General features: G+C 60.8%; 16 protein-coding genes. 9 read left to right on the forward strand and 7 right to left on the reverse strand.

The features are described 5' to 3' along the window. A partial coding sequence (locus tag RBA40_RS32055; RefSeq protein WP_306652850.1) for an IS3 family transposase occupies positions 1-470 on the reverse strand: 470 nt, incomplete at its 3' end. A gap of 376 nt (positions 471-846) precedes the next feature. Between RBA40_RS32055 and RBA40_RS32060 the strand changes: the two genes are divergently transcribed. The 8 genes from RBA40_RS32060 (at position 847) to RBA40_RS32095 (ending at position 7,599) form a co-directional block, all read left to right on the forward strand. Next, the gene (locus RBA40_RS32060) at positions 847-1,413 is read left to right on the forward strand and encodes a DUF2889 domain-containing protein (protein ID WP_306622059.1); all 567 of its coding nucleotides are present in this window, start codon (positions 847-849) and stop codon (positions 1,411-1,413) included. A 75-nt stretch (positions 1,414-1,488) separates the two neighbouring features. Further along, entirely contained in the window at positions 1,489-2,661 is a 1,173-nt protein-coding gene (gene sucC / locus RBA40_RS32065) for an ADP-forming succinate--CoA ligase subunit beta (RefSeq protein WP_099874963.1), read from the forward strand. 25 nt (positions 2,662-2,686) lie between these two features. Next, positions 2,687-3,568 carry a succinate--CoA ligase subunit alpha gene (sucD, locus tag RBA40_RS32070; RefSeq protein ID WP_099874964.1) on the forward strand — a complete coding sequence of 294 codons (882 nt, stop codon included), beginning with the start codon at positions 2,687-2,689 and terminating at the stop codon, positions 3,566-3,568. 88 nt (positions 3,569-3,656) lie between these two features. After that, the gene (locus RBA40_RS32075) at positions 3,657-4,250 is read left to right on the forward strand and encodes an FHA domain-containing protein (protein WP_306652851.1); all 594 of its coding nucleotides are present in this window, start codon (positions 3,657-3,659) and stop codon (positions 4,248-4,250) included. A 215-nt stretch (positions 4,251-4,465) separates the two neighbouring features. Next, positions 4,466-4,909, forward strand: a complete 444-nt coding sequence (locus RBA40_RS32080; protein WP_306652853.1) for a pilin — start codon at positions 4,466-4,468, stop codon at positions 4,907-4,909. 755 nt (positions 4,910-5,664) lie between these two features. Continuing rightward, on the forward strand, positions 5,665-6,090 hold the full coding sequence (locus RBA40_RS32085; protein ID WP_306652855.1) for a pilin: 426 nt from the start codon (positions 5,665-5,667) through the stop codon (positions 6,088-6,090). Between the two features lie 303 nt (positions 6,091-6,393). Beyond that, complete coding sequence (locus RBA40_RS32090) at positions 6,394-6,837, forward strand: pilin (RefSeq protein WP_306652856.1); 444 nt, start codon at positions 6,394-6,396, stop codon at positions 6,835-6,837. A gap of 369 nt (positions 6,838-7,206) precedes the next feature. After that, positions 7,207-7,599: a pilin gene (locus RBA40_RS32095; protein WP_374710576.1), complete on the forward strand. Its 393-nt coding sequence runs from the start codon at positions 7,207-7,209 to the stop codon at positions 7,597-7,599. A gap of 131 nt (positions 7,600-7,730) precedes the next feature. On the opposite strand, the gene moaC is transcribed toward RBA40_RS32095, so the two are convergent. Beyond that, the gene (gene moaC, locus RBA40_RS32100; RefSeq protein WP_306652858.1) at positions 7,731-8,231 is read right to left on the reverse strand and encodes a cyclic pyranopterin monophosphate synthase MoaC; all 501 of its coding nucleotides are present in this window, start codon (positions 8,229-8,231) and stop codon (positions 7,731-7,733) included. Between the two features lie 176 nt (positions 8,232-8,407). On the opposite strand from moaC, the gene RBA40_RS32105 reads away from it, so the two are divergent. Then, positions 8,408-9,922, forward strand: coding sequence for a beta-barrel assembly-enhancing protease (locus RBA40_RS32105; protein WP_306652880.1), 1,515 nt, complete (start codon positions 8,408-8,410; stop codon positions 9,920-9,922). 89 nt (positions 9,923-10,011) lie between these two features. On the opposite strand, the gene RBA40_RS32110 is transcribed toward RBA40_RS32105, so the two are convergent. The 5 genes from RBA40_RS32110 to RBA40_RS32130 all read right to left on the reverse strand — a co-directional run bounded on the left by RBA40_RS32110 (position 10,012) and on the right by RBA40_RS32130 (position 13,448). Continuing rightward, positions 10,012-11,013: an Rpn family recombination-promoting nuclease/putative transposase gene (locus tag RBA40_RS32110; RefSeq protein ID WP_306652859.1), complete on the reverse strand. Its 1,002-nt coding sequence runs from the start codon at positions 11,011-11,013 to the stop codon at positions 10,012-10,014. Between the two features lie 160 nt (positions 11,014-11,173). Next, the gene (locus RBA40_RS32115; RefSeq protein ID WP_306652860.1) at positions 11,174-11,761 is read right to left on the reverse strand and encodes a DUF2946 family protein; all 588 of its coding nucleotides are present in this window, start codon (positions 11,759-11,761) and stop codon (positions 11,174-11,176) included. Next, a complete protein-coding gene (locus tag RBA40_RS32120) occupies positions 11,754-12,770 on the reverse strand; it encodes a YheT family hydrolase (protein WP_306652861.1) in 1,017 nt (338 codons plus the stop codon). Before RBA40_RS32120 ends, RBA40_RS32115 begins: the two co-directional genes overlap by 8 nt. A gap of 14 nt (positions 12,771-12,784) precedes the next feature. Beyond that, complete coding sequence (locus RBA40_RS32125; protein WP_099874976.1) at positions 12,785-13,210, reverse strand: YybH family protein; 426 nt, start codon at positions 13,208-13,210, stop codon at positions 12,785-12,787. 43 nt (positions 13,211-13,253) lie between these two features. Continuing rightward, entirely contained in the window at positions 13,254-13,448 is a 195-nt protein-coding gene (locus RBA40_RS32130) for a zinc-finger domain-containing protein (protein ID WP_099874977.1), read from the reverse strand. Positions 13,449-13,558: the final 110 nt, after the last annotated feature.

The raw sequence follows: 13,558 nt of genomic DNA on the forward strand, positions 1-13,558 counted from the left end.
GGGCTCAAGGCCGCCTTGCGCATTAAGCTGCGCACATTGTGACGCCCGATTTGGAACCCCTCGTTGGCCATGGCAGTAACCAGCCGTCGACTGCCGTAGCTCTGATGGCTTGCCATGAACGCCGCCTTCAGGTGCACGCTTGCCTTGCATACGACCGGCTTGGCAGAACGACGCTGCGCTTCGTAAAAACCGGACCGGCTCACCTCCAGGATGCGGCAGCTGTGCTTGACCGGGATGGCCTCCTTTTGCAGTTGGAGAATGAGCTGATAGATCATTTCATTTCGCGGGCAAAGAAGGCCGAAGCCTTTTTTAAGATGGTCACGTCCTGCCGGAGTTGCTGATTTTCCAGCTCCAATTGCCGGACCCCTCTGCTGCTCGGCAGTCAGTGGCTTGCCGATGTCAGGCTGGCCGCTCTGCTCAGCGCTGTACTGGGTCAGCCAGCGGCGAATCGCTGTCGGACCGATATCCATGCTCTCACCGACGTTTTGGACACTCTGTCCCTGCTCATTCGTACCACTTCCAGCTTCAAACCGGGGTCGAAGGTCTTCCGTTTTCTTGTCGCCATGCATTGCTCCTCAGATGGTGTATTTTCCACCTATTGAGGTGTCCGGGCAAATTAGACCACAGCGCCTGGTCGATACCAAAATCGCGCCAACCGATGAAATTTCGCGCATCTTTCCCCTAAAAACCATGTTGCAGCGCAACTGGCCTCGCGCATGTGCTAAACTTTTGGGGTTTAAGCAGCGCCGCATGAGCGGTTGTTGCCGTAGAAGCTGCGGCAACGTGCACGAAGTGCACACCGGCTGCAACTATTTACGCCGCAATTTCGGCATTGGTCTTGTCTTCATGCCCCTGTCTTCTCCCGTCCCTCGCGCACTACGGCATACGCGCGCCATCGAAGTCGAAGCGTTCGCGCGCGACGATGGCCTGTGGGATCTCGACGCCCGTATCAGCGACGTCAAGGTACGCGACGTGACGCTGGCATCCGGCGTACGCAGCGGCGGCACCTATCTGCACAATCTGCACCTGCGCATCACCATCAACCGCGAACTGACCATTGTCGATGCCGAAGCCGCGTCCGATGCCGTTCCGTACCCTGGCTACTGCGATACCATAGCGCCGGCTTACAAAAAATTGATCGGCCTGTCCTTGATGAAGGGCTTTCGCCTTGGCGTCAAAGAGCGGCTGTCCGGCGTGCTGGGCTGCACGCACCTGAGCGAACTGGCGCAGATCCTGCCGACCGCGGCGATCCAGGCCTACGCCAACGACGTGATCCAGACCCGCGACGGGGCCGGCCACGACCCCTTGCCGGATAAGCCGTTCCAGATCGATAAATGCCATGCCCTGCGTGCCGAGGGTCCTGCCGTCGCGGTGTACTATCCGCGCTGGGTGGCGAAAGCTGTACCGGGTTAGCCTCGCTTTCCCGTTTTTTTCTCGCATTTCAAACCGTATTTTCTACAAATCAGTATCAGAAGAAGGGAAGCCAGCATGAAAATCCATGAGTATCAAGGCAAAGAAATCCTCCGGCAGTATGGAGTGACGGTACCGCGCGGCATTCCGTGCTTGTCCGTGGAAGAGGCTGTAAAAGCAGCCGAGACGCTCGGCGGTCCGGTCTGGGTAGTCAAGGCACAGATCCATGCTGGCGGTCGCGGCAAGGGCGGCGGCGTGAAGGTCGCCAAGTCGATGGAACAGGTCAAGGAATACGCAGAGCAGATCCTGGGCATGCAGCTGATCACGCACCAGACCAGCCCGGAAGGCCAGAAAGTGCGCCGCCTGCTGATCGAAGAAGGCGCGGACATCAAGAAAGAACTGTACGTGTCGCTGGTTACCGACCGCGTCAGCCAGCGCGTGGTGCTGATGGCATCCTCCGAAGGCGGCATGGACATCGAAGAAGTTGCCCACTCGAACCCGGAAAAAATCCACCATATCGCGATCGACCCATCGGTCGGCCTGACCGACGCCGAAGCGGACGACATTTCGGCCAAGATCGGCGTGCCGCCTGAATCGATCGCCGACGCGCGCGTTCAGCTGCAGGGCCTGTACAAGGCGTACTGGGAAACCGACGCTTCGCTGGCTGAAATCAACCCGCTGATCCTGACCGGTTCCGGCAAGGTCATCGCCCTCGACGCCAAATTCAACTTCGATTCGAACGCCCTGTATCGCCAGCCGAACATCGTCGCTTACCGCGACCTGGATGAAGAAGACGCGGCCGAAGTGGAAGCCTCGAAATTCGACCTGGCTTACATCTCGCTCGACGGCAACATCGGCTGCCTGGTGAACGGCGCCGGCCTGGCCATGGCCACCATGGACACCATCAAGCTGTTCGGTGGCGAGCCTGCCAACTTCCTCGACGTGGGCGGCGGCGCAACGGCGGAAAAAGTGACCGAAGCGTTCAAGATCATGTTGAAGAATCCAGGCCTGAAAGCCATCCTGGTCAACATTTTCGGCGGCATCATGCGTTGCGACGTGATCGCCGAAGGCGTGATCACCGCATCGAAGGCCGTTTCCCTGACGGTGCCGCTGGTTGTGCGCATGAAGGGCACCAACGAAGACATCGGCAAGAAGATGCTGGCCGACTCCGGCCTGCCGATCATCGCCGCCGATACGATGGAAGACGCAGCCAAGGCCGTGGTAGCGGCTGCTGCTGCTCATAAAGCCTAATCCGGCCTAATTCGAAGGAACAAACATGTCGATTCTGATCAATAAAGATACAAAAGTAGTCACCCAGGGGATTACCGGCAAGACCGGTCAATTCCACACCCGCATGTGCCGCGATTACGCGAATGGCAAGGAATGCTTCGTTGCCGGCGTGAACCCGAAGAAAGCCGGCGAAGATTTCGAAGGCATTCCTATTTTCGCTAACGTAGCGGAAGCGAAAAAAGAAACCGGCGCCAACGTGTCGGTCATCTACGTGCCGCCGGCAGGCGCCGCCGCCGCGATCTGGGAAGCCGTCGAAGCCGAACTCGACCTGGCAATCTGCATCACCGAAGGCATTCCCGTGCGTGACATGATGGCGCTCAAGGACCGCATGGCCAAGGCCGGTTCCAAGACCCTGCTGCTGGGCCCGAACTGCCCAGGCCTGATCACCCCGGACGAAATCAAGATCGGCATCATGCCAGGTCACATCCACCGCAAGGGCCGCATCGGCGTGGTCTCGCGTTCGGGCACGTTGACGTACGAAGCAGTCGGCCAGCTGACCGCGCTGGGCCTGGGCCAATCGTCGGCAGTGGGCATCGGCGGCGACCCGATCAATGGTCTGAAGCACATCGACGTCATGAAGATGTTCAACGACGATCCTGATACCGACGCGGTCATCATGATCGGCGAAATCGGCGGTCCGGACGAAGCCAACGCGGCTTACTGGATCAAGGACAACATGAAAAAGCCGGTGGTGTGCTTCATCGCTGGCGTGACCGCCCCTCCGGGCAAGCGCATGGGCCATGCCGGCGCGCTGATTTCCGGTGGCGCCGACACGGCACAGGCCAAGCTGGACATCATGGAAGCCTGCGGTATCAAGGCCACCAAAAACCCGTCGGAAATGGCGCGTTTGCTGAAAGCCATGCTGTAATTTGTAAGCAAGGCCAAAGGTAGTGAATAATGACGGGGAGCGCAGGCTCCCCGTTCTCGTTGGCGGGTCACCCCCACGGAGGGCAAGAGTGGCGAAAATTATCATATCGCGCGATCACGCGGTGATACGGGAGGTCGAACTCGACAAGGACCGGATGACGCTCGGGCGCAGGCCCGACAGCGATATCGTGCTCCCGCACCCGGCCATGAGCGGCGCCCATGCGGCGTTCACGTTCATCCTGGACGACGTCTTCCTGGAAGACCTGGGCAGCACCAATGGCACCTATGTCAACGGCAGGCGCGTGGCCAAGCACATGCTGGAAGATCACGACACCATCGTCGTGGCGCGCTTCCAGCTCGAATTCATGGCCGGGCCGCGGCGCGCGGCACCCGAAGCGCATGCCGTGGAGGTATCCATGGTCGCATCGATCGAGGTAAAAACCGGACCGAATGCCGGCAAGCGTCTGGTGCTGACCAAGCCGCTGTCGACCCTGGGCAAGCCGGGCGTGCAGGTGGTGGCGATCACGCGCCAGAACGGCGCGTATTATCTGGCCCATGTGGACGGCAGCGTGGCACCTCTGATCAATGGCGTGGCGCCGGGCAAGACTGCGCGCCGGCTGCAGCACGGCGACGCAATCGAGCTGGCCGGGGCCGACATGGTGTTTTGCCTGACACCGGAGTAGCCACCTTATCCATTTCCCTCATGCCTGAAGTTGCAATGTGGCAAAAAGTGTCGCACCCAGCTGACAATTTTTGTATTCCCGGCAGCACAGGCTGACACTTTCTTGCACAATCAGGGTAGCGACACGCCAAAAACTGCGAAAAGCGCTGGCACGGCGATTGCAATGTTCTCAGAATGGTTTATGCAAGGCAATTTTGTCTGCAATGAGGGAATAATATGAAATCGACGAACATGCGCAATCGCGTTCAGGCCGGCTTTACGCTGATCGAACTGATGATTGTGGTAGCCATTATCGGCATTCTGGCCAGCGTTGCGCTGCCGGCGTATCAGAACTACATTGCAAGGTCGCAAGCGATGACGGGTCTGGCAGAAGTCTCCGCCGGAAAGGTCATCGTGGAAGCGAAAATGGCGGAGGGCGTTGACACCACCATTTCGGTGCCGGAGGATATAGGGATGCATACGAATACGCAACGTTGCACCGTTACCGTTTCGCTCGATCCCTCCGGTGCCACGACGCTTGAGTGCGCATTAAAAGGCAACACGCAAGTTGCGGGGTTTCTGATCACCTTGACCCGAACCCCGACCGGCGGTGCGGGTGGAAATATCTGGACGTGCAGCTCCACGCTCAATGCCAATGTCAAGCCAAAAGGATGTACGTGATTCGCGTTTGAACAGCCAAGCCCCCTGATCCAGGGGGCTTTTGCATTGGTGGCGTCGTTGTTGCATCCCTTAGCCGACCTTCTCCTTCATGATAAGCACTTGCAATTCGCAATGATACGAAGCGCGCCGGGCCGTCTGACTCACTGACCGCCGGGCGCGCAACAGCGTGATGCACGTTCCTGGCACTGACCATCCGCCGTACGAAGGGCGGCACCGACACTTCTCGTACCGACCTCGTTTGCTTGTCCTGCCGTCTCTGCCAACCCCGACCCCATCTCAAACTTCGGGCGCTTCTCGCTGACTCAGGCATGCCGCCTTCTCTGGCGCCGCCCCTCCCGCAGTTGAACGCATCTTCCGGCTTACTGTTCTGTCCCGCGTCCCGCCAAGTCAATTCTGTTTGCCTTGTGCTGAAACCGCTGGTTCACGCCGCAGACAGGAATCGCTGCTCGGTAATTTTTCATTGGACTAGAGCGAAGGACCAGGTACAGGGAAGGCAGCGCATGCTAGCGTTGAGCAGGTCAGGCACACGTAGGCTGGCAATTTTTTGCTCAAAATATGCTCAAAACATGCCATATGACAAAAAACGGCATACCAGGTTGCCAAAACCTGTCAGTGATACGCCAGAAATTGTCAAATTTACATCGCTACAGCGGGGATACACGGATGTTGTGCCAGAAAATGAAGCTGGCACGGCGCTTGCATATACCCAAGTGCGGTTCACAAGTTCCGAATTAATCCCAACTAGGAGTAGTAAAATGAAATCGATGAAAATGATGAAGAAGGCACAAGCCGGTTTTACCCTGATCGAACTGATGATCGTTGTTGCGATTATCGGTATCCTGGCTGCAGTTGCACTGCCAGCATATCAGGACTATGTTGCTAAGTCGCAAGTTGGTGCTGGCCTGGCTGAAATCACCCCAGGTAAAGTGAACGTCGAGACCAAACTGGCAGGCGGCGACGCTGTTGCTGGCCCTGCTGAAATCGGTCTGCTCCCTGTTACCACGCGTTGCTCCGGGATTGCTGCGAACGTTGCTGTAACCGGCGCCGGCACGATTACCTGCACCTTGCTGGGTAACACTGCTGTTCTGGGCAAAACCGTTACCTGGACCCGTGCAGATACCGGCGCTTGGACCTGCTCCAGCAATGCTGACGCAAAATACAAACCAAAAGAGTGCCAATAATCTGACATAGCCCCGACAGCATCTTGCTGTGGGGCATGTCCAAAGCTTGTTTAGGTTTCTATTGACGTGATAGACATACGATGACAAGTTTCAGGCCTCTTCCGGGACTTCCCGTAAGAGGCCTTATCATAAGTGCTTCTCCTTCGGCCCTGCGGTACACAGCCGAACCGACCGGATGTTGCAATAACGACCTACCAATACCCCGACCGCGCGTTTCCAGTTTTCCTCTCCTCAAAATTCATGACGGTCCTGTCAACGGTTCTCCCAGCGCGGACGTATGCAACTTCTTATCCAGATGGCACGATGAAATCACACCATTCCAATGCAAATTCGGCCCAGGCCGGCTTCACGCTGATCGAACTGATGATCGTTGTCGCCATCATTGGCGTGCTGGCAGCGGTAGCCCTTCCGGCGTACCAGGATTACGTGGCCAAGTCCAAGGTGAGCGCGGCGGTGGAAGAATCCGCCGGCGGCAGAACCGGGATCGATAGCGAGGTCATGCTTATCCCCAATATGACTGCCGCCGCTACCATGCAGGCCACCAAAATGCAGGCTGAATCGATCAATTGCACGATCACCACCACGGCCGCTGCCGCCGGGGCTGTCGCCATCAGTTGCACGATCAAAGGCGGTCCCGCGTCTGTGACGGGGAAAACCGTCACCTGGTCGCGTGCCACGACCGGCAACTGGACCTGTAAAGCCATCGGCATCGCTGTCGCGCATACCACCCCGTCGTGCCCGCCGTGATGTAAGTGATCACTTAATGAAGCCCAGTGCGCCATCCGGCAAGCACTGGGCTGCGTTGCTTAGCCTCCGTCCTCAGTTTTCGCCGCCCGGCTCCGGGCCGTTCGCATCAAATTCCCTCGCTTATTGCTGAACTACCTGGCCCCGCCGCCGGTCGAACAGGTTCGCCTGTCGAGTATCGCTTCGCAGGTAGCTTTCCCTGAGCAAGTTCTCGCTCAAACGCAATCCCTTGTTTCACTGCTGGTGCTTCCGTTCGCCCATGGCGACGGCCGCGCCGTATCTCAATGCATTTAACTTCATTGGAGCAGCAACATGAAATCAATAAAATGGGTCCATTGTCTTCCGCAACGCGGCTTCACCCTGATCGAGCTGATGATCGTCGTCGCCATTCTCGCCATCCTCGCGGCCATCGCCCTGCCGATGTACCAGGATTATGTCGCCAAGGCGAAAGTAGGCGCGGCCGTCGCCGAAGCGGGCGGCGGCAAGATCGGCATCGATGCCGAAATTGTCATGACGCCCACCATGGATGCCGCCAAAACCATGCAGGCCACCCGGTTCAGCACACCGGAAACAGCCAACTGCACACTCAGCGTCGAGGCGGCCAATGAGGGAAAAACTGGTATCACGTGCACGATCAAAGGGGGTCCGGCCGGCGTAGCAAATAAAAAAGTCACCTGGTCGCGCGAGTCCAACGGTGCCTGGAAATGTGAAGTGGACGGCATTGCGGCCGAATACACCACTCCGGCTTGTCCGCTTAAAACCTAGACCATGTTTGTGGCGGCCGCCGATCATGTCGCGTAGGTCATGTTGGCGGCTACGTGTCATGCTGGGGCGTGAGGTAGGCGAACTTCGTGATCGCAGGTGAGCGCTTACTTCTGCCTGGAGGGCGGCAAAGCTTACTTATCGATCGCGGCATGCCAGTCGCCCGACTTGCCGCCCTGTTTTTCCAGCACCCGCACATTGGTCATCACCATGCCGCGGTCGACCGCCTTGCACATGTCGTAGATCGTCAGTAAGCCGACCTGCACGGCAGTGAGCGCTTCCATCTCGACCCCGGTTTTGCCGACCGTTTCGACCTGGGCGCGGCAATGCACGCTGCTGGCCGCCTGGTCGACCTCGAAATCGACGGCGACCCGGGTGATCGCCAGCGGATGGCACAGCGGCACCAGCTCGCTGGTTTTCTTGGCGCCCATGATGGCGGCGATGCGCGCGATGCCGAGCACGTCGCCCTTTTTCGCGCTGCCCGCCACCACCAGCGCCATCGTTTCCCGCTTCATGCGGATGGTGCCCGCAGCCACGGCGATGCGGTGGGTGTCGTTCTTGCTGGCGACGTCGACCATGTGGGCCTGGCCGGCGGCGTCGAAGTGGGTAAGCTGGTCGTTCTGGGAGGTTGTCATCGGATTAAAAAAAGGCGGTTGGGAAACAAATTGAGTCAAGTCGCGGGTGCTGATGCGAGGCCGCGCAGTTGCGACGCAGTTGCGGTTATCATAGCACCGTGAAATCCAAAACCGCTCCAGCCACCATGAGCCTGCCGCGCCGTTTCAAGGCGCGTCTGCTGCTGTCCATCGCCCTGATGTCGGCGCTGGGCGGCCTGGCGCAGCCCGCCGGCGCCCAAAATAAGCTGAACGCCACCAGCTTGCCCACCTTGGGCGACACCGCGCGCGAAGACTTGTCGCCCGTGCTCGAACGCCGGCTGGGCGAAGAAATCATGCGCGACATTAAGCGCGACCATGATTTTCTCGACGACGATCCGATTCTCGAATACCTCAACGAATTCGGCAGCGGCCTGGTTGCCTCCTACCCGGGCGCGCGCGGCGAAACCAATGCCGACTACTATTTCTTCGCCGTGCGCGATCCCATGCTCAACGCCTTCGCGCTGCCCGGCGGCTTCATTGCCGTGCACTCGGCGCTGCTGCTGGCGGCCCAGACCGAGTCAGAACTGGCCTCGGTCATGTCGCACGAAATCGGCCACGTGGCCCAGCGCCACATCGCGCGCATGCTGGGCCAGCAAAAGCAGGATGCGCTCATTCCCCTGGCGGCGATGATCCTGGCCGCGCTTGCCTCCAAGGGCGGCGCCGATGCCGCGATCGGCGTGTTCATGGGCGGGCAGGGCTTGCAGATCCAGCGCCAGCTCAATTTCAGCCGCGACGCCGAGCGCGAGGCCGACCGCATCGGTTTCCAGATCATGGGCGCGGGCGGGTACGACACCTCCGGCATGGTGGCCTTTTTCGGCCGCATGCAGGCAGCCAGTCGCGTCTACAGCGACCTGATGCCGGCCTATCTGCGCAGCCACCCGCTGACCTCGGAGCGCATTTCCGACATCCAGGCGCGCATCCGCGAAACGCCGTACCGCCAGCGCGTCGACAGCCTGGAGTTTCACCTGGTGCGCGCCCGCGCCCGCGTGCTGCAGGATGAAAGCACGCAGGGACGGGTGGAAGCGGCCGCGTTTTTCGACGCGCAGCTGACCCAGCAAAGCCGCCAGCAGCAAGCCGGCGCGCAATACGGACTGGCTTTCCTGGCCCTCAAAAAAGGCGACCTGGCCAAGGCCCAGACCTGGCTCGACAAGGCGCGCGGTAGCGTGCGTCCGGCCGAAGGCGCCGTGTTTTCAACGGGACAAGCCAGTTCCGACGGCGCCGCCATGTTCGCCAGCCTGGCGCTGGAAATCAAGCTTGCGTCCGGCCAGCCGGCGCTGGTCAAGCAGCAGGCGCTCAAGGATGCCGATCAGGCGCATCTGCGCTATCCGCTCTCGCGCGGCATTGCGCGCCAGTACGCGGACGCGATGATCGTCAACGGCAAGCTCGACGATGCCGCGCGCTTCCTGCGCGACCAGGTGCAGCTGTACCGCGAGGAGCCGAAATTGCATGAGTTGCTGGCCAAGACCTATGCGGCGCAGGGCAAGATCGCGTTGCAACACCTGGCCCTGGCCGAATCGTATGCGCTCAGCGGCGGCATGCTGGCCGCGCTCGACCAGTTGTCCATTGCGCGCAAAGCCAGCGATGCTTCGTTCTACGATATGGCGGTGATCGATGCGCGCGAACGCGAATTGCAGGCACGCCGGCGTGAAGAGATGAAGGACGCAAAGAAATAACCGGATGCTGACCGATGCGGCGCCGCGCCAGAAGCGAAACGCTGTGCCGCCCGATCATTCACGCGGCGTAAATGATGGCTCGTCTGGCCTCAGCCAGGCTGACCTTGCGTGTTGCCTGCATCATCGCTAAAGAGCGCTTGCAGGCTGGGGGCGTTGACGCTGTGCTCGATCCATCGATGATGTTCTGCTTTCGAGGCTTGCTCAATACGTTTCATGACCGGTTCCGGAACGTCGCGGAACTTGATGCGCAACAGACTTTCCAGTACCCCGCGCAGTGCTGCTATTTCCCCTTCAGCCTTGCCTTTGGCGCTTCCTCTTTGAAAGCCGATCTCATCGAGCTGCTCGGCCCAGGTTGCAAGTTTGCCTCCCATGTCATCATCCTCCTCCACACTATCAAACGTGAACAATGCGGGTTTGCCGGTTCCGCGTGCCAGCAAACCGTTTACCCATACCTGTACCGAGCGCCGCAGGCTGGCCTGCGGGGCGCTATTGAACCATGTCGTCAGCGCAGGCGCGACATTGTTTAAGACATCGGGAACGAGTGAAAGTTCAAGCCGGAACAGCAGCGCCAGCAAGCTGGCATTCGCTTCCAGCGCCGTTCTATCGAGGCGTTGCTGGTCGATCAGCACGTAGCGCTGGGATGGCTGCAACGCCGCCAGCTCGGCGGGCGCTTGCATGAGGAGTCCGGCCAAGTCCATGCTGGCGCTCCAGTGCGGCGAACCGTTGTAGAACACCAGCGGCAGTACCGGCGGCAACAGCAAGCCCGGCGACAATTCGTGGCGCTTGACCAGATCCTGGTACAGCAAGCCGATGTAGGTTTGCATGCGCAAGGCCATCCAGCGGTCCACGCCCGACTGGCATTCGACCAGGATGTACACGTAAAGAAACTCGTCGCCCAGCCGCACGCGCCAGACGATGTCATCCTCGCGGGCCGACAGGCGCTCGCTCACATACGCCGGATTGACCCGCTCGAAGGCTGACAGCGCAACGTCATCAAGCAGCTTGAAGGAAGTAAAATCCGTGATCAGTTCGCGCACCAGTTCCGGGTGGGCGAACAGCGAACGGTATCCGAGGTCGTGAAGAGCGGGCATGGGGCATTGTAGCGAGCGTCCCTGCCCAGCCTTTGCGCTGCCTCAGGCGCGCGCGGTGCTCTGCACGCAAGCTGAGTGGCCCACCGACGCATCGTCATGCAGCATCGGCGCCATGTGCGGCAGTGGCAGAAGTGATGGTGCGTCAATCGACGCCATTGCCTTACGGAGATGGCATCCGTACAAACTGCAACTGCCCCGCCACCTGCTCGCGCGCAATCCGTTCGACCGGCGCCGCCTGGTCCTTGTAACGCAGCGTCAACTGGCCGGCGCCGCCTTCCAGCCAGCCCATCAGCGCCTCATCGGACGCGCTGTCTCCGTCGATGTCAAGCGCCGCCATCAGCTGCGCCACATCGCGGTCATCGACCTGCGCGGTCTTGCCGGCGCAGGAGACGATCAACTCGCCGCGCTCCGTCATCCACGCGCGTCCGATCGCATCGACCGCCTCGCCCGTGTGCAGCACCAGCCCATGCGCCGGATCGGTGCGCGCGATATACGGCGTCGCTTCCAGGTTGACGAACACGCGCTGCGGCCCGTTCTGGAAATACCAGCAGCCGCGCTCGTCGGCCATGTAGTTGCGGTTGATGAAACCGAGCAGCGCCGTCTGCACCACCTTGTCGCCGGGCAGGTTCAGATGCTGGGCCCGTTCGTCGCGCATGCGCCAGGCGCCGCGCGCATCGAGTGCCAGCCAGCCGTAGCAATGCGGCACATCCGGCCATTTGGCCATCGCTTTTTTAACAATATCATCCATGGGCGGCAGCTTCGCATAGTTCGTCCGCACCTGGCGCGCGCGTCGCGCTATGCGACACGCTATGCGACACCTGTACCGTGTCGAAAAAACGCAGGATGCGGCGCGGCAGCCAGTCCAGCCGGCCCGGCAAATTGCCGACCGCAAAACCCACATGCCCCCCATGCTCCGGATACTCCAGCGTCACCGCGCGCGAAGCGGTCTTCGGCAGATACCTCCCCGGCAGAAACGGATCGTTGCGCGCATTGAGCACGAGAGTGGGTACCGTGATGTCGCCCAGCACATGCTTGGCGCTGGCGCGGTGCCAGTAATCGTCGGTATCGCGGTAGCCGTGCAGCGGCGCGGTGACCACATTGTCGAAGGCGTACAGGTCGCGCGCGGCCATGAGCGCGTCGCGGTCGAACAGTCCCGGAAACTGCGCCAGCTTGGCCAGGCACTTGGGCTTGAGCGTCTTGAGAAACATGCGCGTGTACACCATGTTCAGTCCGGACGAGAGCGACTCGCCCCCGCGCGCCAGGTCGAGCGGCGCCGATACCGCCACCGCCGCATCGACAATCCCGGCCTGATGCTGCGACTCGCCCAGCCAGCGCAGCAGCGCGTTGCCGCCCAGCGAGACACCGGCCGCGTACAGCTTGCCTTGCGTGCGTCCGCGCAAACGCCGCACGATCCAGTCGACTTCGCCCGCGTCGCCCGAATGATAAAAACGCGGGGCCCGGTTCGGCTCGCCCGAGCAGCCGCGAAAGTGCGGCACCGCGCCCGACCAGCCGCGCGCGGCGACGGCCGCCATCAAGGCGCGCGCGTAATGGCTGGCGGACGAGCCTTCCAGCCCGTGGAACAGCACCACCAACGGTTTGCCCGGTTCGCCATCGACGAAATCGACATCGACGAAGTCGCCGTCCTGCGCCTCCCAGCGCTCGCGCCGGAACGCCACCGCAGGGCGTGCAATGGCCAGGGCCGGATACATGGTTTGCAGATGCCCGCCGGGCAGCCACAGGGGCGATGTGTAGGGCATCGGCAGCGCTGAACTCAGTGCAGGCTGGAGGTCGGATGCTCGTGCGCCGGCGCCACGCCCGGCGCGACCGACACATGGTGCAGCACGATGCGCCAGCCCTGCGGCGTTTTGATATACACGTTGGTGGCCAGCAGATGGGCCGGCTCGCTGCCGGTCGAGGTCACGCCTTCGATGACGGTGTGAACCGAACTCATCAAATTATGCGTCTCGTGCAGCTGCGACGGCCGGATCTGCAGCGCGCCCCGCTCCAGGATCGCCTCCCACGACGCCTGGATCGCCGCATGCCCGAGCAGGCGCGGCCCGCCCGGGTGGATGCAGACGATTTCCTCGTCATCGGCCCACAGCAGCATCAGCGCCTCGATGTCGGCACGGTTGAGCGCTTCATAGAACGCGGCTTCGACCTCGGCCGCGCTTCCGTTGAGTTGTTTGCGTCGTTTCATGCGGCCTCGGCAATGTGTGGGGGAGGGGGCCGGGAGGGACAGCTTAGTGGTGCGCCATCACCGTGCCCGGCTTCAGGCGGTATTCGGTGCCGCAGTACGGGCACTTGGCCAGGCCATCATGGCCGAAATCGAGGAAGACGCGCGGATGGGACGACCACAGCGTCATCGCCGGATTGGGGCAATGGGCTGGCAAGTCTTTGTCGCCGAGTTCTACCGCTGGCGTTTTCGTGGCGTTCATGGATTCTCCGTCAGGCATGCAAAACCTCGATTTTAGCGGATTCGGGCAATTAGCCGAAATGATCGGTAAAATAGTCTGACCGAATTACGGCCGTGTTCGCTTGTTTCCCT

Source organism: Massilia pseudoviolaceinigra (assembly GCF_030846505.1).
Taxonomy (GTDB): Bacteria; Pseudomonadota; Gammaproteobacteria; order Burkholderiales; family Burkholderiaceae_D; genus Telluria_A; species Telluria_A violaceinigra.

Coding starts and splice junctions, on each gene's coding strand:
- RBA40_RS32130 (WP_099874977.1), bottom strand. CDS start 13,448: ATGAACGCCACGAAAACGCCAGCGGTAGAACTCGGCGACAAAGACTTG.
- RBA40_RS32090 (WP_306652856.1), top strand. CDS start 6,394: ATGAAATCACACCATTCCAATGCAAATTCGGCCCAGGCCGGCTTCACG.
- RBA40_RS32060 (WP_306622059.1), top strand. CDS start 847: ATGCCCCTGTCTTCTCCCGTCCCTCGCGCACTACGGCATACGCGCGCC.
- RBA40_RS32125 (WP_099874976.1), bottom strand. CDS start 13,210: ATGAAACGACGCAAACAACTCAACGGAAGCGCGGCCGAGGTCGAAGCC.
- moaC (WP_306652858.1), bottom strand. CDS start 8,231: ATGACAACCTCCCAGAACGACCAGCTTACCCACTTCGACGCCGCCGGC.
- RBA40_RS32110 (WP_306652859.1), bottom strand. CDS start 11,013: ATGCCCGCTCTTCACGACCTCGGATACCGTTCGCTGTTCGCCCACCCG.
- RBA40_RS32080 (WP_306652853.1), top strand. CDS start 4,466: ATGAAATCGACGAACATGCGCAATCGCGTTCAGGCCGGCTTTACGCTG.
- RBA40_RS32105 (WP_306652880.1), top strand. CDS start 8,408: ATGTCGGCGCTGGGCGGCCTGGCGCAGCCCGCCGGCGCCCAAAATAAG.
- RBA40_RS32120 (WP_306652861.1), bottom strand. CDS start 12,770: ATGCCCTACACATCGCCCCTGTGGCTGCCCGGCGGGCATCTGCAAACC.
- sucD (WP_099874964.1), top strand. CDS start 2,687: ATGTCGATTCTGATCAATAAAGATACAAAAGTAGTCACCCAGGGGATT.
- sucC (WP_099874963.1), top strand. CDS start 1,489: ATGAAAATCCATGAGTATCAAGGCAAAGAAATCCTCCGGCAGTATGGA.
- RBA40_RS32095 (WP_374710576.1), top strand. CDS start 7,207: ATGATCGTCGTCGCCATTCTCGCCATCCTCGCGGCCATCGCCCTGCCG.
- RBA40_RS32115 (WP_306652860.1), bottom strand. CDS start 11,761: ATGGATGATATTGTTAAAAAAGCGATGGCCAAATGGCCGGATGTGCCG.
- RBA40_RS32085 (WP_306652855.1), top strand. CDS start 5,665: ATGAAATCGATGAAAATGATGAAGAAGGCACAAGCCGGTTTTACCCTG.